The sequence below is a fragment of the Paenibacillus luteus genome (genome assembly GCF_006542765.1).
Lineage (GTDB): Bacteria > Bacillota > Bacilli > Paenibacillales > Paenibacillaceae > Pristimantibacillus > Pristimantibacillus luteus.
The window spans coordinates 23,197-46,204 of record NZ_SKCD01000011.1; the positions used below are offsets into that span (position 1 = coordinate 23,197).

A 23,008-nucleotide genomic window follows, 5' to 3' on the forward strand; every position below is an offset into this window, starting at 1 on the left:
GGGAGAACCTTTAATGTTATACTGGTTTATTTTAGGATCATTTTTTCTAGGCGGGGGCGTTTATGTCATGATGCATGGCGCAAGAATTAAAAGCAGGACGATGCCTTGCAGGACAAGGTGAACTACACCCAAACGGTCAGGAGCATAAAGAATGACTAACAAAAAGGTCAGTCCCTACCTGATCACGGTCATCCTTTTGCTTGCAGCAGTCATTGCCTATCTCTTCTACTCGTTTCAAAACAACGGCACCAAGATACCCGTAATTAGAGAAGCACCTGATTTCACCCTGGAAAAGTCATGCTGATGGAATTCATGTTCACCAGTTGTCCTGATATTTGTCCAGCCACGACTTACAATATGGTTCTTCTGCAAGACGAATTAAAAAAACAGGGAAGCTTTGGCGAGAGCGTGCAATTTGCAGCCATTACCTTCGATCCTAATACGGATACAACTGAAGTTTTTGCAGACTACGCCGAGAAGATGGAAATCGATCAAGCAGGCTGGAAGCTTCTACGCGGGGACGAGACCTACATTCATGAGAAAGCAAAAGAATATGGAATTGGAATTCAGAGGCTGGAAGATAATCAGTTTGTTCATACGGTAACTTCTCTTATGCTGATTGACGGTAAGCAACAAATTCGCAAGGTATACCGCATGGGCGAGGAAATGGATAATTCGGTCATTCTGAAAGATATTAACACGCTTCTCAAGGAAAAATAACTCGTTAGAATGAGATCATTACGCGTGATAAAGATCGACTCTATCAGCCATCCCATCTGGGATGGCTCTTTTTTTATTCTTCATGTGAAATTGTTATAGAAACTTCATAATATTGACGTCATATAGCTCCCACGAGTTATAGAGCCTCCATTCATCCATTGATAAAATGACATTAATAGTAAACATGGTATAGGAGGAGCTCTTAGTGTTCAACCATGAAGCTAATATACTGATCGTAGATGATGAAGCGCCTATCAGACAACTATTAAGACTTTACTTAAATAAAGAAGGCTTCTATGTGGATGAGGCGGAAGATGGTGTCTCAGGCTTAAAAATGGCATTACATAAAACGTACAGATTTATTGTTCTTGACAACATGCTTCCAGGAATTAGCGGGCTTGATATTTGCAAAAAAATTCGCGCAGTACAAGAGACTCCTATTCTTTTCCTTTCAGCAAGTGATTCTGAGTATGATAAGCTTGATTGCTTTGAAGCCGGCGCTGATGACTACGTTACCAAACCATTCAGTCCAAGAGAAATCGTGCATCGGATTCATGGAATTTTAAGCCGAACTTCGAAAGAGGCTTATCAAAAAAGAAGAAATCTACCGACTGCTCCTATTATATTAAATGATCTTGTCATTGATCCGGATGCCAGGAGTGTCAGCCTGAATAAGGTTAAACTAAATCTCACCATGAAAGAATACGATCTGCTGTTTGTACTTTCTTCCAATCATGGCACGCCCTTCTCTCTTGAAGAATTATATAAAAAAGTCTGGAAAGGGAACAGCTTTGGGGATTTCCGAACAGTAGTCACGCATATTAAACGTCTTAGAGAAAAGCTGAACCAAACGCAAGCCTATTCCGGTAAGCGGATACAAACAATCTGGGGCGTAGGCTATATATTCAACGATGGTTCCTAATTTCACTATAAACATCATACAAAATATCAACAGCCGTCCAAGAAATCCGGACGGCTGTTTGCTGCTATTCCTTTTGCTCTGTTCTTGGCTGCTGATCAATATAAGGCGCCAACGAAATTTCCCTGACTTCATGCCGTATCCAACTCATCAGCAATAGAATGATTAACAGGATGGATAGTGCTGATATGAACAGTTTTTTAGTTTCCGATTTGAGCAGCTTGTACAGAATAACAATTAATAGGATTGCAAGCACAATTGAAACACCAAGAAGTGAGGTATGAAAAAGTGATCCTCCCATAAAGGCTTTACGAACATCTGCATTCATGCTTAATAGCAGTACCGGCCCCGCGACAACTTGTAGAAACGTAAACAGAAACGCGCTTTTCTTGCCGAATTGCTTGGCTTCGATGTAAACGGGGTCTGTGTCTTTAAGTGACTTTCTTCTCCCCCACCAATAGGTGTACATCCCCATAACAGCAAAGCTAGCTGCCATGAAGTGAAAATACCGTTGCCATATTGTCGGATACAGAAACAGGGACTGAAAGAAACCTCTGGACTCCTTCCACAGCTCCGGCTGTAGCATAGATGCAACATTCGTAATAAATAGCAAAGGAATAAACAATAAGATTAAAGCTCCGCCAATCCCTAAGCTCACATGCAGCCTTTTCTTATTCTGCAGCAGTTTCCAGGAAAATTTATAAGCATATAGCAACAAGAAGGAAATAATAGTTAACGGAATCATAAGGAGCCACATCTTACCGATCAGTATCGTAGAAGGATAAAAATACTGCGTATAGATCGTACTGATAATAAGAAGAGGTGCGACTCCCATAACAACAGCAATACTCTTAAAAATAGACACCTGAGTCGCAAACTGTAGGGCTAGTTGATCATAAATTATATTTTTAGTACGGATTCCCTTTATTTCCTGCAAGACCGAATTTACGGAACCGGCTACAAGTATATTAACAAAGATAATATGCACAATAAAAGCAATGACAATAATAACTTCAAAAAAAGGCAAGTCTCCCGGAATCGCAAGCCCCAGATCATTGGGTACAGGCGACTCTGCTTTTAATAAAGACATGTTACTGCTCCTCCTCATTCTTAACGCCATTGGCCTCTGACACAGCAGCATGGATATAAGCAGCCAATGCCTTGATTTCCTCTTCGTTCATTAATGCAGGAGGCATCACATCCCTGACCTCGTGCATATTCGGAATGAAGCCTGCCAGTGCCTCTTCTGACCAATCCTTAGCTCGGCTGGTAAGCACCCTGCTTTTTCGCGGTCCATCGATGCTGTGGCATTGAATACATTGCATCCGGAATAGTTGTTCTCCAGCCTCAATTTTGTTCTCCTCCGTTACTTCTTTTACCGAAGCAAAAACAGAATTAGCCAGCGCCCCTTCCTTCTTGAGCTTCTCCGTATGCTCAACTAACGTTCCATTTCCATACATATAGTTGTAAATAATGTACGGCTTCCTTATGTTCTCTCTTACAATCTCAAACTCCGCAATTAAAGCCAGAGAAAATACACCTGTAAAGATGGCCAGCACAAGCGGAAACTTAGGCTTGGCGTTTAATAGCGTGACGCCCAAAATAAAAATAACCAATAACCCCAAAACATTAATAATAATAAAAGCATAATCACTCATGCCCGTTGCCCATACCACAAGGGTTTGTGCCTTGTCAGGGAGGCTCTTCAAATACCATGTACCGAAAACAATCATTAAAGGGACTGAAACGATCAACCATTTACCAAACATTCTAAAGACGAGATGCCGATCTTTTTTGTCCTTCATAACTAAGCTTGTCAAAGGTGTAAGCACTGCAACGCCGAGCGTAATTGCAGCGAAGGTTCTAAACAAGGTAGATGGTACCCACGTCTCGTTCAAAAATGCATCCCAGAAAGATAATGTCTCTACCCAGTTGCCAGGGTTAATCTGAGCAGCAAGAATACCCGTAATAATGACCAATGTAACCCACGACATTACACACAAAGCTATCCCAATTTTAAAGTGGAGCCTTTTCTTTGCTCCCCGCCATTTATCCCATGTGTAGAAATAAGTAAGCAGCAATATCACTTCACTAACAAACACAAGCCATTCTGTAAACCAAGCCCAGTGAAAAATTCTAAGCAACGAGCCAATCGCATCCGGAATAATAACGGTTGTCGTGAACCAAATCCCGACTCCAGTCATTGCTCCTACCGTTGTTGTAATAATAAGAATATACTTCGTCAAGCGGTGAGCAAAAGCATCCAACTGCTCATTGCCTCTTTTGATGGCGATATATTCCATAGAAACTACTAGGATAGATCCGCCTATCGCAACCGCATGGTTAATCATGACGTGAAGAACAGCCATCATACCAATTAGGTTTCCGTTACCGAGCCATCCAAAATCAATTGTTGGAAAATACATTCCCTTACCCCTTCCATATGTTTAACAATGTGTGCACATTACTCATTTGTAAGTATATCTTCGTGTAATTCAGCTAAAAATAGCTCGTTTGAGCTAAGTTATGAACTTCCTGTGAAGCTAGTGGATGTCATTATCCGACTACACGTTTACACTATGACTCTTTTGAGCTATAGAAAAATGATTCCATAAATTATAAAATAAATAGCATTACATTGAGGATGGGGGATTTACGTTGCAAAAGTGGATCATGTCTGCCTTTGTTGGATTTGCCGGATTGCTGACCGTCTTTCTTCTCCTGTTCAACCTTCCTGCAAAGGAAGAAGTGGCTGAAGAAAACAACGCTGTAACTATTCCAGACACGCCAGTTAATACAGCTGCAGCCGAGACTATTTATAAAAGCAGCTGCTTGCCTTGTCATGGTGATCAGTTTCAAGGTGCAATGGGGCCAGCGCTTGACAAGGTAGGCGCTACGATGAGCAAAGAAAAAATATATAAGCAAATCGTACAAGGCGGAGGCGGTATGCCCGGCTATAAGGATCGGTTATCCGAAGAGGAAATCGTTAACTTAACCAATTGGCTAGCATCGTTTCAATAACGTTTATATGCTATACGTTCACATTAAAAATGACTCACAAGAAAGGTGCTTTCAAAAAGTGCCTCCTCCTGTGAGTCTATTTATTTGTTCAAAGGTTCGTTACAATTTAACGGTTTTTTAGCTACATTGAGCCATATTCCTTCACGACTTTAAAGGGCATACTTATCCCATATTCAACTTTCGAATCTGAATGGAGAGCTGAGGCCTTGAAACAAAAGAAGAATATGATCCTCATCATCAGCCAGGAAAAGCATACCTACAATCATTTAAATGCATATTTTCTCAAAGAAGGCTATCTCACAGATACAACCTTCAACGTAAATCATGCCATGCTTAAATTAAACCATAACCATTATGGTCTAATCATTATCGATCATTCAACGACCGGCTTAACTAATATTCAAATATGCTCGGCCATCAGAAAAAGATTAAAAACACCCATTATGCTGATTACAGAAAATGGGAAGGAATCACAGCGGTTGGCTGCCTTTGAAGCAGGAGCTGACGACTGCGTGGAGAAGCCTGTATCCTATTTGGAGATGGTTTTGCGTGCCAAAGCTATTATCAGAAGGACAACCGATCAGGTAATACAATCGACTAGCAGGACGAGTTTTCCAGCTATCGAGCTAACGCATCTTATGATATATCCATCTGCTCACCGTATTTTAGTCGATGGCACAGCTATCCACTTTTCCCTCAAAGAATTCGATTTACTATATTATCTTGTGCTTAATGCAGAAATGGCGCATACACGCCCTCATCTGCTTGGTGTCATCTGGAGAGAGTCCGATGTTAATGATTATCGAACGGTGGATACACATATCAAGCGCATTCGGGAGAAGCTATCCGCAATTTCTCCAACTGTAGGAGGTATGATTAGAACAGTCCGTGGAGTAGGTTATCTATTCAGCGAAGGAAATCAAAGTATCCTTGAGGCAAAATAAGAGTAGCTTCCAATGTTTTGTAGGCTTGGTCCCCTTCTGCCCTGCAGATTAGTACCGTGACAGGACATGCATTTTTTCTTATAGATGATCTCAGCTTCACTGCTTTGGACACTTTGTCCTTCATTCCTATCGTTTTGCATTCGATCAACTGTTGTCGTACTTCCACAAGCCGTTACTAATATTGCTCCAATAATGACACTTATTACTGAGCCATACTTGAGCCTACTCATTATATAAATACCCCTTTCGAATTGAATATAGATTCTATCATATCCAATCGTCGTTACTTAAAAATGACTAATTACAGCTATTTTGTCACTAATATTATGAAAATTAAGCAACAATAATGGATATAAATAGCTCTATCTGGTTATGGAGAGCGATTCTCAGGCATGCTAGAATTAACGACGAAATGCAAGGAACGGAGGGACTGACCCCATGAAATCAAACAAAAAAATACTCATAATGGAAAGTGATGATCACACGCGAGACATTATGCAACTATATATAACATTAGAAGGCTGGAGCTTGGACATAGCCTCTGATTGGAATGAGGTTCTCATTAAAACAGGTATATCGAAATATGATCTGCTTATTATAGATGCCCCTCATTTTCTTGAGAGGCATGGAAGTCATGTTGTTACGGTGAAAAGTTTTCTTGCAACCCCTCTTATCTTGTTATATCCGACCGAACAACAAGAACCTATTCTGAAAGGCTTTCGATTAGGAGCTGATGATTGTCTAGCAAAACCATTCACTCCAGTAGAGTTGATTTGCAGAATACGTGCCATTATGCGACGGAAATCTCCTTCCTCCTATTTTGATATGTCAATGAAAAACTTATACCCCTATAAGCAAAGTCAAATTCATGTGAATTCCGCTATTTCTCAAGTGCAAGTAGGAGACCAATTCATACCGTTTACCAAGAGAGAGTTCAGCTTGATTAGTTATATGTATAGCCATATGAATAAGTTTATTAGTCGTTCTGAGCTTCTAGAGCAAGTTTGGGGCAATAACAAAGTTAGCTATGAACGCACTGTAGATGCTTATATAAAACGTGTCCGCTATAAAATCCAGAATCGCGCAGAAGACTCATTTTCTCTAATAAAGACTGTCAGGGGCTCCGGTTATTGCTTACTAGCTCCCTTCACAGCTTTGCATTAAAAACGCAGAACAGCCCTGCCTTATGTTTTTGAATAAGGCCGGGCTGTTTTCATCTACAAATGATGCAAACCACGTTCATATACGTATCTCGCTAATTGCACACGGTTTTCCAACTGAAGCTTTTGCAAAATATTTTTCAAATGATTTTTGACTGTATGCTCGGAAATCGTTAAATGTGTGGCAATGTCTCTGTTCAACATTCCCTTCGCTACTAACAGTAAGATCTCTCTTTCTCTATTAGTTAGAGGCGATTCCTCTTGCCGTGGTATTTTATCTTTTGAGAATTCACTTAATATCCGTTGAGCCAGTTCCTGCGACATAGGAGCCTCATCGAAAGCAATTGCTCTCAAATATTCCAGCCAAGCACTCGGATTCAAATTTTTGAGAAGGTAGCCCTGCGCCCCCTTCTTCAATGCCTCGAACAGATCGCTAATATCGTCCGATACGGTTACCATAACGATTTTCACATATGGGAATCTCGACTTAATTTCTTTTGTAGCATCGAGACCTCCCATCCTCTTCATGTTAATATCCATTAATATCATATCTGGCATGAGTTGCTCCGTCCATTCAATCGCTTCTTCACCATCCTGCGCTTCGCCTACAACTTCAAAAAGGGAATCCCCTCCGAGTATATCTTTCATTCCTTCTCTAGCATGTGGATGATCATCTACGATAAGAACGCGTATTTGTTGGTAAGTCATCTATGCTGCACTCGCCTTCCTATTAATCAATTCGAGTATCGTTCTTCCTGATTCTCGTCTGATTTGCAATTCCCAATCCAGTTCTAATGCCCGTTTCTTTAAAAACTTCAATCCATAACTGCCTTCCTTAAGAAACGGTTCACCGATTAAACCTGATCCATTGTCAGAAATATGACACGTCCAGCCCCAATCTTTTGTTTTTAATCTAATCCGAATATGATTAGCTTCATGAGCATGCTTTCGAATATTATAGAGTCCTTCTCTAAGGAACTCGTACAAACCTATCTTTTCTTTGACTGTTAAATGTAGCTCTTCTATTGGCCATTCATATTCGATTCTAACATTTGAATCGAGTTCTAACTCATCAATAAAATCGCTAATCGAACTTCTCCATGGTGCAGCTACAACTTCAGGCGGATACTTCAAATGAGATATAGACTGGCGCACGTATTCATTGACTTCTAATACTGTTTTTTTAACAGATGTCAGTTTCTCATCTTGTTCGTCGGTTCGATTAAGCTGCTCCAATTGAACAGAAACCAAAAATAAGGATTGAGCAATGCCATCATGCAGCTCTCTCGCCAAATTTTCACGTTCTTGCAGCAGCAATTGTACGACCCTTGATTGCTGAAGCTCTTCCTGAACATTTTCTAAAATTGCAAAAAGTCGTGTAATAAGCAGCAAGGTAACAATAAATACAATTAACGGTGATAGCCAATTTCCTGCATCCATAGAAATATAGGGTAGTAAATACTCATGTCTTACATACTCCCAGATCCAAATGGTTAGCGTTGGTATGATTAAAATTAACCATTTAATTTGTTTATACAGCGCTCAAATCCTCCTTTGAAAATATATTAAAAATTTTAAGCTTACGTCTATTTTCGCTTATCTCTACTTCCTTAAACATGACTCTTTAGAGCTAATTGCCAAAAATAATTCCTTACTTTGTAACAATGTCATAAGCATATAGCTACATCGAGTCATTCTCTCTTCTATCGTCGATGTTCATAATATTAAAGAGAAAGAGGTGAAAGAAAACAGGTGTCAGATTTTGCTCTTGAGCTTCAACAAGTATGTGCGGGCTATGGCGAGAACCCCGTCATTAATCAACTGAACTTCAAAGCGGCAAGAGGAGAGTTTATAGCCATAATCGGCTCCAACGGCGCAGGTAAATCAACCTTATTTCGAATGATCCTTGGCCTTCTTCCTCTATCGGCGGGAAAGATTATCATTCAATCGCACCAAATGGATAGCAAGAAAGATTTCGACTTTATTCGAACTAGAATAGGATTTGTTCCTCAAGGCGTTCAGGGAGGAAATTTACCTATTACGGTTCTTGAATCCGTTATGCTTGGAAACTGGGGAGCTTCATTCTCTTATTGGAGACGTCCAACTGCTGAAGATAAAGATAAGGCTGCTAAGTGGCTAGAGTATGTCGGATTAACGAACTTAGCGAGCAAGGATTGTAGACGGTTATCCGGTGGGCAGAGACAAAGAATGAATATCGCGCGGGCATTAATCAGGGAACCAGATATTTTATTGCTTGATGAACCGATTACTCATCTAGATAAACATTCACAAGAGATCCTTTATTCCCTCATTGCAGCGTGCAGACAGCGATTACCGCATCTGCTTATACTCATGATTACTCATCAGCTAGAAGAAGCCGCTCCATTAACCGACCGCATCTATTTGATGGACAAAGGGCAATTAATCGAGGTTGGTGAAGCACCTTGACCTTGCTCGACTATTTGCAAATTCCATTGTTCCAGCGGGCATTATTGGCATGCACTATCGCAGGCGGGTGTTTGTCTCTTATCGGTATTGTGGTTATTCAGTTCCAACTTACGGTCGTAAGATTTGCGCTTATGCACCTTTCTCTACTAGGAGGCGCTTTAGGCATGCTTATCGGAACCAAGCCTATGTGGGGAGCTATGGTCGCCATCGTAATTGGCTCACTTCTATTCGGCCCACTATCTTCAAAAATCAATCTGGAACCCGCCATTACAGGCGCTTTCTTAATGACAGGCTCACTTGCTGCTGCCTTAATGCTATTTCATGTTGGCGGAGTCCCTGCTATGGAAGTCTTTGGGCTGTTTGCCGGCAGTATTCTTACGCTTACCGCATTAGATTTTTGGCTATTAGGTATTGTAAGTTTGATTATCGTTTCTTTATTTACGCTTTTTTATAGGGAGATTCAATTGGTTCTGCATGACGCAGATCAAGCTCAGTGGCTTGGTGTTCCCGTATCAACCATTCGCAACTCGCTTCTATTTCTAACTGGCATTGCCATCGGAATTTCCATGAAGCTGGTTGGCGCCCTGTTAATTGACGCCCTGCTACTATTACCAGCAATGGCTGCAACCAGGATCGCTAAAACCTATAAACAGCTTCTTGTATTCTCTGTTCTATTTGGTTTAATCTGTGCAGTTGGAGGATTCATACTCTCCTTACTGCTAAACTTGCCCACCGGTGCAACGATTACAATGTTTGGCGTGCTGCTTTTAGGCATTTGCTATCTGCTAAAAAGAAAATAAATCATGCTGGAGGAATAATCAAATGAAACCACGTAATTGGAAATCTAAACTAGCTGCTCCTTTACTTACTCTGTTAACAGGTGCTGTTATTATGTCGGGCTGCTCTACTACTGCAAGTGAGGAGAACACAGGAAATGAACACAATCACAATGGAGCAACAACGCATAGTATTGTAGCCTCAACAAGCTGGACCGCTCTAATTGCCAGAACAGCAGGACTTGATAATATCACTATTCTTGCTCCTGTTGATATGAAGCATCCGAATGAATACGACTTCAAACCGAGTGACATTGAGAAAGTGAATAATGCTGATATGGTCATTTACTCGGAGTATGAACCCTTTATGAAAAAAATTCTTGAATCTGCTGAAGTTCCAGAAACAGATCGGTTTGCAGTCGTAACAGAAAATACCCCCGAAGCACTGAATGCACAAATCAGCAATTTAGCTGAACAAATGGGAACTACCGATACAGCGAGTAAAGCTCTTGAGGAAATAGATAGCAAATTTGAAGCCGTCTTGGCCGAAACAGCCAAGCTGGACGTTGTTGCCAAACGTGTAGTCGCTCAGGCTTATATGGTGCCAGTAGCCAAGGCAATGGGCTATGAGGTTGTTGGAGAATTCGGACCGGCAGAAGTAACACCTACACAAGCAGCAGAATTGGCTGCCTTAAAGCCTGCCCTTGTCATTGACAATCTTCATTTTCCTCAAGGAGCAGAAATCGCCAAACTAGCGGATAGCAAGCTTGTTGAAATTCGAAATTATCCAGAAACAGACACACAAACATTAACCGAGCTTATTACGCAAAATGCTGAAAAATTGGGATTGACATTAAGTCAATAGTTGAGGTGACAAGAAGCACTGTCCTAATCGTGGTTCTACTACTTTAGAAACATCTCACAAAAAGATAAATCTTCGAAAATCAAGAAATGGTGATGTCAGGAGTGTTATTCCTGCACCACCATTTCTTTGTTTTATAAATTAAATCCTACTTGAGCAAATTCAAATCACAATAGATAATTAGTAATTAGCGTACTAGGACGTGCCTGAAAACTAAAGAGTAATGTGGTATGATTTGAGAAAAACGAATGGAGCAACGAGCATGATTCAAAGACGGTACGAAATAAACGATGAACAGTGGGAACAAATTAAGGACATGTTCCCGCCATATCAAACAGGACGTCCGTCAAAATCAACTAATCGCACGATGTTTAATGCTATTCTTTGGATCGCTCGAAGTGGTGCGGCTTGGCGAGACTTACCGGAAGAACGTTATGGATCATGGAAAACGGTCTACAGTCGCTTTTGCAAATGGAGAGATACCGGACTACTTATCGCCATCTTTCAAGCCCTTCACGTAGATCCTGATTTTGAAAACTTGAGCATCGATGCTACATCGGTCAAAGCTCATCAACACAGTGCTGGTGCTAAAAAAAAGCAGAAGGACACGAAGTAAATCAGCACATCGGTGTCAGTCGTGGCGGAAAGACTTCCAAACTTCATACTGTAGTCGATGGACTAGGGAATCCCCTGGCTTTTCTTCTGACGGGTAGTCAGGTGTATGATTCCGTTCCAGCGATCGATATGCTTCAGGAGTTTGATATTACGGGAAGCCATATTCTTGGCGACAAAGCCTACGGCTCAGAAACGATTCGGAATTGGATCACGGCTAAGCAGGCATCCTACACCATTCCGCCTAAAGCGAATAGTCAAAATCCATGGAAAGTCGATTGGTATCGATACAAAGAACGCCACTTAGTTGAGTGCTTTTTCAATAAAATCAAACACTTTCGCCGTGTCGCTACTCGTTCCGACAAGTTAGCCAAGTCATTCCTAGCGTTTGTTTACGTAGCTGCCATTTTTAAATTGACTCAGTGATGAGTTTTCAGACACGTCCTAGTTGTCAGAAGTTAATTGTAGTAATGTAGTAAAATAAAGAATCACTCCAAAAGGACGTTGATCACTATATTCATTTTTACAATTACGAGCGACTACAAGCAAAACTAAACGGCCTCAGTCCTATGGCATTCAGGACAAAGGCCGCTTAACTAACTTTACTATTTCTACTGTCTACTTGACGAGGTGCAGTTCAATCATCAAACACTATACAACGTTTTTTCCACGCCACTTGTATCATCTGTTGCAGTGAGATGCATAATTACTGGATGTTCGTACCAACAGTTACCCCTTGATAACTTCCCATTCCCATAAGCCAACACCATTACTGTCATTTACTGGTTTTGTAATTGTAACACGCAGTGCTTTAACTTCTAAAGCCGGGTTAATATTAAATATATTTGAGGAACCCACTGGCGTATTTAAAGCTACAATGCCTGTGGTAATGGTCCCTGCAGTTACCCATGCATTCGTACTGCTATTCTTCGGAATGTATGAATATTCTATCTTTGTAGGCGTTTTTATACCTTGCCCATCGTTCCACAACATCAGATTTGAACTTCCGATTGTTGCTCCCTGTGGCCAATTATATTGCACATATTCCGTAGCGCTTGCATTGCCCCAGCTACCCCAATGCGGGCTGGTTGTAGCGGTTTTTAACCCATCTTTAACCGCAGGTAGACTCTCCCAAGTTGAAGTGTAGCTGGCAGAGACACTCGCTGCAAACGCCATATTATTATTGAGCGGAGTGAGCAATCGCAAATCTGTCAGCAGCTGATCATTTGCTAGAGTAACTTCAGCTTGTGTAGCAGATGCGTTTGCTATCACAGCGGAAGCGCCCGTTTTCGCAGCTGCAATCGGTGTAAGTCCTTGACCGGTAAAGTTCGCAGCTACTAATGAATTTGCAAAGTTATAGTTGTTTGTCAGCTCCGTCTTGTCTACGTTACCTGTACCACTACCACCGAGCACAAAGGTCAGTAAGCTAGAGGTACTCAATGCACCATCATTTGCGGTAAGCCTAGCCGTATAGGAGCCTGCTATTGTACCTACGGCTTTTGTGACTGCTGCTTTATTATTGGTAAAGCTTAGTTGGCCACCTGACGGAGTGCTGACAACTTCCCATAGGTAAGTCGTAGCTCCATTCGGTGCGCCGTCGTCAGTCACAATTCCGTTCAACAAAATCGGAAGATTTACCGGCGGGCTTAGTGTCACCACTTCTGTAGCAACCTGTGGAGCTTGATTTGCTCCTGTTAGTGACTTTTCAATGATTACTTCAGCAGTAGTTAGCGCACTGCTCATTTGGAACATAGCAACACCTTTGTTATTCTGCACATAGAACTGTCCGGCATTTGCACCATTCAGCTTGATCGTATAATAGCCATTCTCTACTCCTGACCCATCGAGAGTAACCCTTGATGCGTGCGTTTTTTGAGCAAGATTCGAGATTTGCAGGGTAATTGCCTTACCGTCTTTTTGAATTAACGCATTTTGAATTTTATCGCTTTCCGAAACCAAGTAAATTTTCTCTTTGATTAGGTTGATACGCTTGCCAAAACCGTCTTTTGGTGTGATATTGTATTTGTTGTTTGCGTCAGTGACCGTAGCCCCATACCCGAAAAGCCCAAATACTGGATCAATGACAATATCAGAACTGATACGCAATAGCGAGCCATAGAGTCCTTCTTCTGATTCTCCAGAAAAGTCCTGCCAGCCGTTGTTCATAACGCGAGTACCACCATCGTATACGTCTTTGGTACCTGTTCCGCCCTTATGAGCATTAAATCTCCAAGCGATACTTCCTACAGACTGAGCTGATATATGCCCCATATTAATGGCGTTGAAATTTGAAATCTTCGCAGCATAGTTGCGCTGCTGTGCGACAGCCGTTTGATCTGTAGTCCTGCCATCAGCCTGATAACGAAGCATATCATCCATAATGGATCCAGCCAAAGACGCGGTATATTGGAAATTCCACCAGCTTTCGCCAGCACGGAATGCTGGTACGGAATAGAAGTACCAAGTAGGCTGAATACCACGCATTGCACGAGTTTTCAAGTCATCTGCTTTCATGCTTTCCAAGGCTTTGGCTACCTTCGAGTCTTGTGGGAAGTAAGTGCGCAATGCCTTTGCTGCTGCATAGGCTCCTTCTTCACCAGTATTGTCGTATTCAAATTCTGACCCGTAAGGATAAGCAGCGTTTAGAATGCTCGTTGCTTTATTTTGGGCAAACTTCGTTTTTAGATTATTATACTGAGTTAGCATTCCTTCTTCTTTAAGTGCCTCAATTAAATCTGGAATTTGTTGTTCACCGTAGAATCCGGTTGCACCAGTGCCGACACGGTTATAGTAAATGCCATAGGCCTTTTCCAGATAGAATTGCGGAGATTCGCGATACTCTATCATATTGGGATATGCCTTTTGGATCCGATACATATTGAAGAATCCAGTCGCTTCCATCGCTTCAGAAAATGTCCGTACATAAGGAGCACTTGAAGTTGAGTAAATACCTGAAGCATTGAGATAGTTCGCAACCGTAAAAGTTGATTGCGTATATTTCATATAATTTTTCCACATAAAGTCGATCAGGTAGTTTTCAATGGATTGGATTTCACTAGCATTTGGATCGAGATAATTCTTCATAGCCATAAAGTTGATGTTATCGTGACTCCAGTCATCTCCCCAATGGCTGTTCGCCGTATCAAGACCGGTTGTAAGGTACCAGTCACGGTAGATACCGAAGGTAGGACTAGTTGGGACCTTATCCTGAGTACTATTTACCATAAATTGGCTGTGGGCTTGCGATGTTTGGTCAAGCTCAGCTAGAATATTGAATTCAAGTTGGGTAAATTTATTCACCCCTACAGGATCAGATTTTAGCTTATAATTCACACGAACGCTGTTATTGCCGATGTTGTCAAAAGTAAGTGCATAGATATGATGTTGTTCACCGTCTATTATTTTGGTTTCCACAAACGTTGCGGATTTTGTATACCCTGGGTTCCCAGAAGGTAAACCACGTCCGGTACGAGTATTGTTGACCACAGCGGCTCTGTTCGTACCTTTAATAACGGGGATATGCGCTGCATCATATGGATCATTCTGGAGGATATTCTGAATCTCTATCGACTGAAAATCTATTTTAGTGTTGTCGAAATGCAGATCCAGCTTGACAGGCATATTGATTGCAGCCTGGAAGCCAGGCAACGCCACTGCGTCAATCATCCCTGATTTGTATAGAATGGAACGAAGGTTTTTCTCACGGTCTTCCATAGAAGTAGAAGCGTTATTTGAACTTGCGGCATTTACTTGCGGTGTGTTGTCGCCTGCGCGTACCGCTGAAAACTTAAACTTATATGTTTTTTCCGCTTGAGGCGCCAAAACTAAGCTAGAGGCATCAGTAAAATATCCACGACCTGTTTTCGATATATCCTTGGAGTGAATATATAGAACACTTAATCCCGGGAACCAGCCGCCACTGTCACCGACCCAGTTTGAGTACAAAGATCCAGCACGAACTTCACCCGCGTCACCCAACCAATAATCAACATATTCGATGCGTGCGCCGCTTTCCGGCACTGGGGAAAACATCATGAAATTCCCTTCGCCGCTCGTGCGGATGGCATAGGAATATCCACTATCAGCACCAGCAAAATTATGCACAGTAACTCGGTTGTCATAGGTATCTGATGTACTTAAATACTTGTTATTCCATGGCATCGGCAAACCGATATCACCGAATTCAATATATTTGGTGCTTTTGTTTTTCAAGGTGATTTCCCACTGCAATGAACCGTCAGTGGTATCCATATTAAATACAGACTTCACGTCAAAACCTTTCATCACGCGAGCAGCTGTAGAAGTAAGAGCTTGTCCGATAAAATTGACTTCTACTTTCTTTCCGTCTGAAGCAGCCACCTTCGTAAAATATTGGTTACTAGCATTGATGGTTGTATATTTAGTCGATCCACCAGCCGCCAGTGTTTTATTTGTATCAACTTCTACAAAGCCAACTCTGTCGTTAGGGAATACTGCCGTGTCACCGGTACGGTAAGAAAAAAGCATTTCACCCATCCATTGGTGCTGGACGTCGTTCTGTGGTGATGTAGAGTTTGGCAAAACAAAATTGACAACAGCATTTTTTTTGTTTAATGGGTTATTCTTGATATTTAGTACTTCGATCTGTCCTAAATCCCCGATTGTAGCAGAAAGACTATCATTGGCGATAGCATTCGCTGCAGCGGATACCGAAGGCGCCTCGTTAATCCCAACCGGCAATAATCCGAAAAACAGTGCAAATCCAGTAATCAATGGTATCAATCTTTTGTTAACCGCTTTCATAATATCCTCCTGTTCACATTTCAAAATTAGATTTTTAATGATTCAATCCATTGCTTGTTCTCTTACTGAACTAACTTATTACTCCAGTAATAGTAATTCCCTTGCGAAATATTTTTTTAATTTGGTGGAAAATGACATTTACCCTCTGTAACGTTCCTATACCTAGTCATTAGCCTTTCGGAGAAAGCGCTTTCTAATATTCACCGAGTAATCCTTTCAATTCATCGCTAGAAACTTTTCTTCAATTCTACATTCCGTAGCGATATACTGGCTTGACACCGTCCGGGTAGATGTCCCCTCCCTTCAAAATAGCTATAGTTGATACGTCTAGCCATTTCATTCAAACACTCAAAACCTTTAAGCTCTCCAGAAAAATTCAGCATCAGTTTAGTGAATTTGCCTAATAACAGCTGCTTTTTGAGCTGCTGCATATCTTCACTTCTTCACCATGACACTATAACAGAAAGAACTTTATTCAAGTGTACTAGATTCACATGTGAAAGGAATTCAAATTTTCACCCTGTTTTTTTGAATTTACAACTTTTATAAAATACCTCAGAATTTAATTGATTAGTCTATATACATCCATGAGTGCGGTGTAAGTATTCAACACGCTCACCTGCCTAACCCGAATTTTATTTAGTCACATTATAATTGTATGTACAGTATGCAAATTAACAGCAGATTCGAGTGGTTTAAGGGTGCAAACTATTTCTACTGGAATCGTGTTTCTCACTTAGATTCGAAAGGATAGCTCTATCGAGTCATACGATGTCAGCCCACCTAACGTTATAATAATAAGGAATTTATTATTACCAGGAACGGGGTAACATGATGAGTGCATTGCCAGATGAAGAGTTAAATAAAAAACAACCCGATTCAAAAAGCCGAGCATCCGTAGGAATGCGCCAAGCTATTTATCAATCAGTTTGGAGGTGGCATTTTTATGCAGGTATTATTTTTGCTCCTTTTTTAATAATTTTAGCTTTCAGCGGTTCCGTTTATTTGTTTAAACCACAAATCGAAGGATATCTGTATAAGGATATGCTCACTTTACGTGAGGTTGGTACCACAAAAATGACGCCAGAAAGTATCATAGAAAAAACAATAAAAGCTTATCCAGATACGGCTGTTTCCTCTATTACACTTGAAGATAATCCAAAATCAAGTTACAAAGTTTCAGCAAGCCGTAATGGATCTTCTACCATCATGTATATTAATCCTTACACAGGCAATGTTCTTGGCATGATGAACAGCGACAAAACCTTTACTGCTTTTTTCAAAAAAATGCACAGTGAGCTTGTTATTGGTGGGACATTGGCAAACCGACTTGTAGAACTTGCCGCATGTTGGGCAATCATCATGTTATTGACTGGCTTATTCCTATGGTGGCCGCGAAATAAAGCGGCTATATGGGGAACCGTTTTACCTCGGCTCAGCAAGCCCGGAAGTCGCCTTTTCTGGCGTGATTTGCATGCTGTTCCCGCATTTTGGATTTCCCTCGTTTTATTGAACATTATTGCTGGAGGTCTACCTTGGTCGGGAATACTGGGCGTTCAGATTGATAAGTTAGCTAATTCAACGAACACAAACACGCCTCCCTTCGCCTATAGCTTTGGCGCTAAGCCTGAATCGGTTACTGTTGCTAAAGATATTGCAGAAGATTTACCGTGGGCTGCTGAAAATCTCCCCGTACCAGCTTCAGCTGTTGGAGGTTATATACCAATAAGCATTAATGATATTGTTGCAATTGCTGATCAGAATGACGTTCTTAAGCCTTACACGATTACGATGCCGATGGAAGAAACGGGTGTATTTACCGTATCCACTGCTCATGATAAACCCGGCAAAAACGCCACACTTCACATGGATCAGTATAGCGGTGCTGTTCTAACAGATGTTCGCTTCTCTGATTATGGAATTATGGCCAAAGCCATTTCTTACGGCATCACTTTTCATGAAGGCAAACTATTTGGTTTCACCAATCAACTTCTTGGATTAATTGCCTGCATAGGTCTCATTTTGGTAGCGGTGAGCTCATATGTGATGTGGCGCAAGCGCAAGCCGGATGGTAAGCTCGGCGCACCAGCCAAACCTAAAAGCAGCAAAGTTACAATTGGTGTGTTGATCATTATGCTGGTCTGCGGCGCTTTAATGCCGCTGGTTGGCTTGTCAATTCTTGTTGTACTCGTCCTCGATCTATTCATCCTCCGCAGAATCAAGTCGCTTCGGCACTGGTTCTCGGTTTAATCCTAAGGAGAATATACTAATGAATATAACCATCCATCGTATCTATTTATGGGCAGGTGCCCTTCTTCTTGTCACTTTTCTATGCAGTTGTACCGCAACAGCATCCGATGTAGACGAGAGTGGACTGCCACCCCATCTATCGGTTAATCTCAAATTACCTGAGCAACTTGAAGCTGACATTCCCAGCATCTTCTCGGTAGAAGTGACAAAGAGCGGTAAGCCGCTGGAAGATGCCGATCAGGCCGAATTCGTCATTTGGTCGGAAGACGACGATTCCTCAACTGTGACAATTCATGCAGAAGAATCATCACCAGGCATATATTCTGTCACTTATTCGATCAGCGAGGAAGGGCTTTACGTGGTTCAATCTCGCATTCGTTCCGCAAACGAGCAAGTTATGCCAGCCAAACGCTTCGCGCTTGGCACACAAGCTATTGAGAGGCTTGCCTTCCTGGAAAGTGCTCAGCACTCCGGTGCAACTCTCCCAGCAGATGGCGGACATCATTAACGAATAAAGCAAACAACTCCCCCAACCATACCAGGCTGGGGGAGTTGTTTGAGAAACATATATATTAATACCCGTTTAAGTGACTTGTTAATCCAAACCACTCCGCGAATGCATCCTGTAACCCACTAGCACCTAATTTGTCCCGAATTTCGGAAGAAGAACCCTCAAGCTCGATTTGTCCCCCTCTCAGCAAGGCTATTCGGTCTGCAAGCGCCTCTGCAACATGCAGCTGATGGGTCGAAAAAATAACAGTTTGGCCATTCGCAGCGATTTCCTTCACCATGCGTATAAAGGTTTCAATCCAATATGGATCAAGGCCGTTTGTAGGTTCGTCCATTAAGATAATTGGTGGTCTCGCCAATAGAGCCTGTGCGAATAATACCCGTTGCCTCATTCCCTTGGAGAAAGATGAAACTGATTTTTTTCCTGTATCCTCAAGACCTACTTCACTCAGCACTTCCATGACTCTTTGCTTCGGTACTCCACGAAGTGATGCCCAGAAAGCAAGGGTTTCGTAAGCTGTTAATCCTTGGCTGAACCGGAAATCATCAGGCATGTAGCCGATCAGCTCCGCATATCGCCTGCGATTATCCTGCCAGCGCAAACCGCCAACGCTGATGCTGCCACTATCAGGCTGCAAGATCCCTGCAATCATTTTTAATATCGTGCTTTTCCCAGCTCCATTCCCACCACACAAAGCCATAATTTGACCTTGCCCTACCTTCAAATCAAGCTCATTAATGATTAACTGCTTCTTTATTGATTTCTTAACCTGCTTAAGTTCCACTTTAGGATTAGGCACGTGAGCGCCTCCTCTCCCAAATTAACTGTGCAGCTGTTATAACGGTTCCTATCCATGCTGCAGCCATAGCTATGAAACCAATACTGCCCGCGGGCTGTTTGATCCATTTTATCCACTCATAATATTCAGGTCCCAGAATGGCTCCTCCACCTAACTTCACTACTGTAAAAAGCCTTGAAAGTTCCGCCGGATTAAGAAACGTAAGGAAGGTCACAGCTGGCTTTATCATCGGATAAGGCAAGAAACCTAAGGTTGCAATAAGTAATGGCGGCCATCCGATAATGGCGAAAAACCAAATCGATACGCCGACCGTTAAGGCTTGCCAACGATTTTTAGCAAGAGTTCCTACAAGCAGAGCAATTGCAAGAAAAAACAAAGCTACACTTGTCGAAAATGTTAACAGCTGCAAGTATGTCTGCAATCCGAATCCTGAGCCAGCAGCTAATCCGAGAATACTAGCCGCACCAAAACCTATAGATACGATAACTAGCAAAACAACAGAAAGGCCAATATATTTTCCGATAATAAAGGACCATGTGCTGATCGGATAAGTAGATAATAGTTCCCAGCTGCCATCCTCCCTCTCCGCTGTTAATGAAAAGGAACCAAGCAGCAAAGACATCAGCGGCAATAAATATAAGATCAGATTAAGTGTTGTTCCTGTAATGCCTGAATAACCTTGAACATAGCCTTGTGCATTAATTAAGAGAAGGCATAGCATAAATAATGTAAAAAGGCCCATGAAAGAATAGGCCCAGGGATTTCGAAATCCTAACTTTACTTCTCTTATCGCAAAATGAACCGTCTGAATCACGAGTTCTCCCCTTCTGACCCGTTGCCCATATCCATCTCTTGTTCACTATCATCGGAATGCATGCTTTCATTATGCATCTCCATCGCTTCCATATTCATCATGTCACGGTTAACTTCCCATTTATGATTCGCAAGTTCTTCATAGCTTAACAATTGCCCCATTCCTTGTTCATCGATGTAAGCTTGTGCTGATGTTTTATCCTCAAAGGCAATCACACCATATGCCATTGGCGTTACATAGGCAGCATCATAAGCATAAAAGGCCTTTTCGTACTTAATCCAATCCCCGCTATTATGATCTCTAACAAACTCTGCTCCTACGGTTTCTTCTCCGTTTTTGATTTTCCACTCATTCATACAGCCAATATCATCGAACTTCAAGGATTGACCATCCGTCGTAATGATTTGGGTCGCGTAAGGATCATCCTTAACCGCCATATTACAAATCACACATTTGTCTACCTCTTCATTAATCGCTTCCGGTTTATATTCCTTAGCTCCGCATGCGCTTACCAACAACGTAATCATAACCAAAAATAGTGCAGCGCTAAATCGTTTCGTCTTCATCTTTTTCTTACCCCCAAGTACATAAAATATAATGCAACAATAAGTAATCCAGCGCCAACTACCGCCGAATTCTGCAGAGTTTGCGTCGGTAAAACAAATTTCAGCTTCCCACTGGGTTGCATCAACGGCGACGTGTCCGTCGACCAAGACTGTCTATCCGATTGATAGAGGTCTTCTAGAAAAACCATACCAGGCGATTGGAAAAACAATTGAAAGGCAGGTCTAGCTTTCACTAGGCTTTGAAAAAAGGGATTAATCGCATAAGTCGTTTCACTTTTGCCATCCCCATCCGTATCAATGCCCTGAAAAGAGTCCCAGTAATTTGATTCAAGTAGATTTCCTATGCTGTTTCTTGCTTCTGCACTAGCAACGTTACCTACAAACTGATTTTCTTGAATATCATTGTCTTCAGCATCAAGCAGTTGTATTCCTATAAAATTACCAATGACTGCGTTGTCTACAATTTTGTTTTTCGTGGATTGTTCGACATAAAGTCCTACACGATTCCCTTCGACATGATTGCCCGAAATTATTGTGTGATGTGCGTCAAACAATAAAATTCCTTGAGAATTTACATTTTCACTTTGCTTGGTAAATTGATTGCCAGAAACCTCAACATCGCGAACTGCCATGATCATAGCCCCGGTTATATTCAGATTGCCGATATTGTTACGAATAACCGTACCTTTTGTATACATGCAATGAACACCGTAGCGTAGCAGCTCAAACTGATTATCCTCGATTAGATTCCGATCACTATTCTCCATATAGATGCCATCATGCATAGAAGAAATCGTATTTCCTGCAAAATAATTTCCATGTGAATCATACAAATCGATTCCATTTCCTTTGTCTGAAAGTTTAAGCGGCCGATCCTGAACGACACCTGCCCAGTCAATAGTTGTGTTTAGAACCTTGCCGTTATTCGCCTTCCTCATTATAATTCCGAAGGAGCCGGTGCGTATTTGCAAATCATCAAGCAAAACGTCATTTGCTTGCACTAAAATGGCGGGCTGTTTTTTGATTGTTTCATCCAAGATGGTCAATCCAATAATTGAAACGTTATTTGCTTTAATCTGCAAAGCAGGTTCATTAGATGTATTACTAATCGTAGCGCCTGCTCCAGACTCAGCGACAAGTTGCAACGGCTTATCAATGACAATGGGCCCCTTGTAGGTTCCTGCAGGGATATGAAGAGTGTCACCTACATGTGCTTCATTAATTAATACTTGCAAAGGACTCGGCGTCCCTTCTGCTTTTACTATACCTACCCCAATCAGAGTAGAAATCGCTAACAGAATAAAAGCATACATTAATTTCTGGATTACTCTCATTGCACCTCAACCTGTTTCTTTTTTGTTAAGTGGATTTCTTCGGTATACAGATGCAAGTACACTTCATAAGTACCTGATTTTGCAAATGTGTATATACCACTAAATAGATTCTCCCCTTCTTTCTTCGCCTCAATAAACACGGGCTCCCCATCGACTCGAATTTCAAATGTCATTCCTGAGGAGTTGGACAGCTTTGCTCCTGTGAATTCAGCAGTGAGCACTATCTTTGACCCATTTACTGGTTTATCCGGATCTGTTGTCAATGCTGCATCAATGGCTGCCGGGTCAAGTGCAGCCGGAGGAGAAGTCGAGCAAGCCCCGAGGAAACTGAAAATTAAGAACATCACACTTATCGATAAAACCATTTTCCGCAATTCTTCCCCTTCTTTCAAAAATGTCCTGCATCTATATTAACAAATGTATACTTTTATCCGTATGACTCGAAAGAGCCATTAACCGAACTTAATCGTCACAAATGGCAAGGAATTAG

General features: G+C 41.7%; 23 protein-coding genes and 1 pseudogene. 13 read left to right on the top strand and 11 right to left on the bottom strand.

Annotated features, from left to right (window positions below):
* Positions 1-151: 151 nt before the first annotated feature.
* From E0496_RS35540 to E0496_RS08140, 3 genes are all read left to right on the top strand, one after another.
* Positions 152-304 carry a hypothetical protein gene (locus E0496_RS35540; protein WP_161601340.1) on the top strand — a complete coding sequence of 51 codons (153 nt, stop codon included), beginning with the start codon at positions 152-154 and terminating at the stop codon, positions 302-304.
* Complete coding sequence (locus E0496_RS08135; RefSeq protein WP_141501097.1) at positions 298-720, top strand: SCO family protein; 423 nt, start codon at positions 298-300, stop codon at positions 718-720. Before E0496_RS35540 ends, E0496_RS08135 begins: the two co-directional genes overlap by 7 nt.
* A 205-nt stretch (positions 721-925) precedes the next feature.
* Positions 926-1,642 carry a response regulator transcription factor gene (locus E0496_RS08140; RefSeq protein ID WP_175598027.1) on the top strand — a complete coding sequence of 239 codons (717 nt, stop codon included), beginning with the start codon at positions 926-928 and terminating at the stop codon, positions 1,640-1,642.
* Between the two features lie 64 nt (positions 1,643-1,706).
* Here E0496_RS08140 and E0496_RS08145 read toward each other — a convergent pair whose 3' ends face one another.
* Together E0496_RS08145 and E0496_RS08150 are read right to left on the bottom strand one after the other, a co-directional pair.
* The gene (locus E0496_RS08145; protein WP_141501098.1) at positions 1,707-2,729 is read right to left on the bottom strand and encodes a cytochrome c class I; all 1,023 of its coding nucleotides are present in this window, start codon (positions 2,727-2,729) and stop codon (positions 1,707-1,709) included.
* Position 2,730: 1 nt separating this feature from the next.
* On the bottom strand, positions 2,731-4,065 hold the full coding sequence (locus E0496_RS08150) for a c-type cytochrome (protein ID WP_141501099.1): 1,335 nt from the start codon (positions 4,063-4,065) through the stop codon (positions 2,731-2,733).
* A gap of 232 nt (positions 4,066-4,297) precedes the next feature.
* Here E0496_RS08150 and E0496_RS08155 point away from each other — a divergent pair, with 232 nt between their 5' ends.
* Together E0496_RS08155 and E0496_RS08160 are read left to right on the top strand one after the other, a co-directional pair.
* Complete coding sequence (locus tag E0496_RS08155; RefSeq protein ID WP_141501100.1) at positions 4,298-4,660, top strand: c-type cytochrome; 363 nt, start codon at positions 4,298-4,300, stop codon at positions 4,658-4,660.
* A gap of 206 nt (positions 4,661-4,866) precedes the next feature.
* Positions 4,867-5,604, top strand: a complete 738-nt coding sequence (locus E0496_RS08160) for a response regulator transcription factor (protein WP_141501101.1) — start codon at positions 4,867-4,869, stop codon at positions 5,602-5,604.
* Here the strand turns inward: E0496_RS08160 and E0496_RS37150 are convergent.
* The gene (locus E0496_RS37150) at positions 5,580-5,834 is read right to left on the bottom strand and encodes a c-type cytochrome (protein WP_421923453.1); all 255 of its coding nucleotides are present in this window, start codon (positions 5,832-5,834) and stop codon (positions 5,580-5,582) included. The genes E0496_RS08160 and E0496_RS37150 overlap by 25 nt on opposite strands.
* Positions 5,835-6,042: 208 nt before the next feature.
* Here E0496_RS37150 and E0496_RS08165 point away from each other — a divergent pair, with 208 nt between their 5' ends.
* Positions 6,043-6,768 carry a response regulator transcription factor gene (locus E0496_RS08165; protein ID WP_141501102.1) on the top strand — a complete coding sequence of 242 codons (726 nt, stop codon included), beginning with the start codon at positions 6,043-6,045 and terminating at the stop codon, positions 6,766-6,768.
* 53 nt (positions 6,769-6,821) lie between these two features.
* On the opposite strand, the gene E0496_RS08170 is transcribed toward E0496_RS08165, so the two are convergent.
* Both E0496_RS08170 and E0496_RS08175 read right to left on the bottom strand, forming a co-directional pair.
* A complete protein-coding gene (locus tag E0496_RS08170) occupies positions 6,822-7,472 on the bottom strand; it encodes a response regulator (protein ID WP_141501103.1) in 651 nt (216 codons plus the stop codon).
* Positions 7,473-8,204, bottom strand: a complete 732-nt coding sequence (locus E0496_RS08175; protein WP_141501104.1) for a sensor histidine kinase — start codon at positions 8,202-8,204, stop codon at positions 7,473-7,475. It abuts the gene before it with no gap.
* Positions 8,205-8,516: 312 nt separating this feature from the next.
* On the opposite strand from E0496_RS08175, the gene E0496_RS08180 reads away from it, so the two are divergent.
* From E0496_RS08180 to E0496_RS08200, 5 genes and pseudogenes are all read left to right on the top strand, one after another.
* Positions 8,517-9,212, top strand: coding sequence for a metal ABC transporter ATP-binding protein (locus tag E0496_RS08180; RefSeq protein ID WP_141501105.1), 696 nt, complete (start codon positions 8,517-8,519; stop codon positions 9,210-9,212).
* Between the two features lie 26 nt (positions 9,213-9,238).
* The gene (locus tag E0496_RS08185) at positions 9,239-10,012 is read left to right on the top strand and encodes a metal ABC transporter permease (protein WP_277755845.1); all 774 of its coding nucleotides are present in this window, start codon (positions 9,239-9,241) and stop codon (positions 10,010-10,012) included.
* A 22-nt stretch (positions 10,013-10,034) separates the two neighbouring features.
* Positions 10,035-10,853, top strand: coding sequence for a metal ABC transporter solute-binding protein, Zn/Mn family (locus E0496_RS08190; RefSeq protein WP_141501107.1), 819 nt, complete (start codon positions 10,035-10,037; stop codon positions 10,851-10,853).
* A gap of 259 nt (positions 10,854-11,112) precedes the next feature.
* A protein-coding gene (locus E0496_RS08195; protein WP_141501108.1) for an IS5 family transposase occupies positions 11,113-11,888 on the top strand; the annotation gives its coding sequence in 2 pieces (ribosomal slippage) (positions 11,113-11,446 and positions 11,446-11,888; 777 coding nt in all).
* A gap of 71 nt (positions 11,889-11,959) precedes the next feature.
* Positions 11,960-12,058: pseudogene (locus E0496_RS08200) on the top strand (IS3 family transposase); the annotation flags it as partial.
* 133 nt (positions 12,059-12,191) lie between these two features.
* On the opposite strand, the gene E0496_RS08205 reads toward E0496_RS08200, so the two are convergent.
* Positions 12,192-16,244 carry a DUF5695 domain-containing protein gene (locus E0496_RS08205; protein ID WP_141501109.1) on the bottom strand — a complete coding sequence of 1,351 codons (4,053 nt, stop codon included), beginning with the start codon at positions 16,242-16,244 and terminating at the stop codon, positions 12,192-12,194.
* 834 nt (positions 16,245-17,078) lie between these two features.
* Between E0496_RS08205 and E0496_RS08210 the strand changes: the two genes are divergently transcribed.
* Both E0496_RS08210 and E0496_RS08215 read left to right on the top strand, forming a co-directional pair.
* Positions 17,079-18,494 (top strand): PepSY-associated TM helix domain-containing protein, encoded by a 1,416-nt coding sequence (locus E0496_RS08210; protein ID WP_141501726.1) that lies wholly within the window; start codon positions 17,079-17,081, stop codon positions 18,492-18,494.
* A 19-nt stretch (positions 18,495-18,513) separates the two neighbouring features.
* Positions 18,514-19,002, top strand: a complete 489-nt coding sequence (locus tag E0496_RS08215) for a FixH family protein (protein ID WP_141501110.1) — start codon at positions 18,514-18,516, stop codon at positions 19,000-19,002.
* Between the two features lie 64 nt (positions 19,003-19,066).
* Here E0496_RS08215 and E0496_RS08220 read toward each other — a convergent pair whose 3' ends face one another.
* Genes E0496_RS08220 through E0496_RS08240 form a run of 5 tightly spaced genes read right to left on the bottom strand, consistent with a single transcriptional unit; the run spans position 19,067 to position 22,910 of the window.
* Complete coding sequence (locus E0496_RS08220) at positions 19,067-19,804, bottom strand: ABC transporter ATP-binding protein (protein WP_141501111.1); 738 nt, start codon at positions 19,802-19,804, stop codon at positions 19,067-19,069.
* Positions 19,797-20,618 carry an ABC transporter permease gene (locus E0496_RS08225; RefSeq protein ID WP_241674641.1) on the bottom strand — a complete coding sequence of 274 codons (822 nt, stop codon included), beginning with the start codon at positions 20,616-20,618 and terminating at the stop codon, positions 19,797-19,799. Before E0496_RS08225 ends, E0496_RS08220 begins: the two co-directional genes overlap by 8 nt.
* The gene (locus E0496_RS08230) at positions 20,615-21,184 is read right to left on the bottom strand and encodes a nitrous oxide reductase accessory protein NosL (RefSeq protein WP_141501112.1); all 570 of its coding nucleotides are present in this window, start codon (positions 21,182-21,184) and stop codon (positions 20,615-20,617) included. Before E0496_RS08230 ends, E0496_RS08225 begins: the two co-directional genes overlap by 4 nt.
* The gene (locus E0496_RS08235) at positions 21,181-22,518 is read right to left on the bottom strand and encodes a right-handed parallel beta-helix repeat-containing protein (protein ID WP_141501113.1); all 1,338 of its coding nucleotides are present in this window, start codon (positions 22,516-22,518) and stop codon (positions 21,181-21,183) included. Before E0496_RS08235 ends, E0496_RS08230 begins: the two co-directional genes overlap by 4 nt.
* Positions 22,515-22,910: a hypothetical protein gene (locus E0496_RS08240; protein ID WP_141501114.1), complete on the bottom strand. Its 396-nt coding sequence runs from the start codon at positions 22,908-22,910 to the stop codon at positions 22,515-22,517. Before E0496_RS08240 ends, E0496_RS08235 begins: the two co-directional genes overlap by 4 nt.
* Positions 22,911-23,008: the final 98 nt, after the last annotated feature.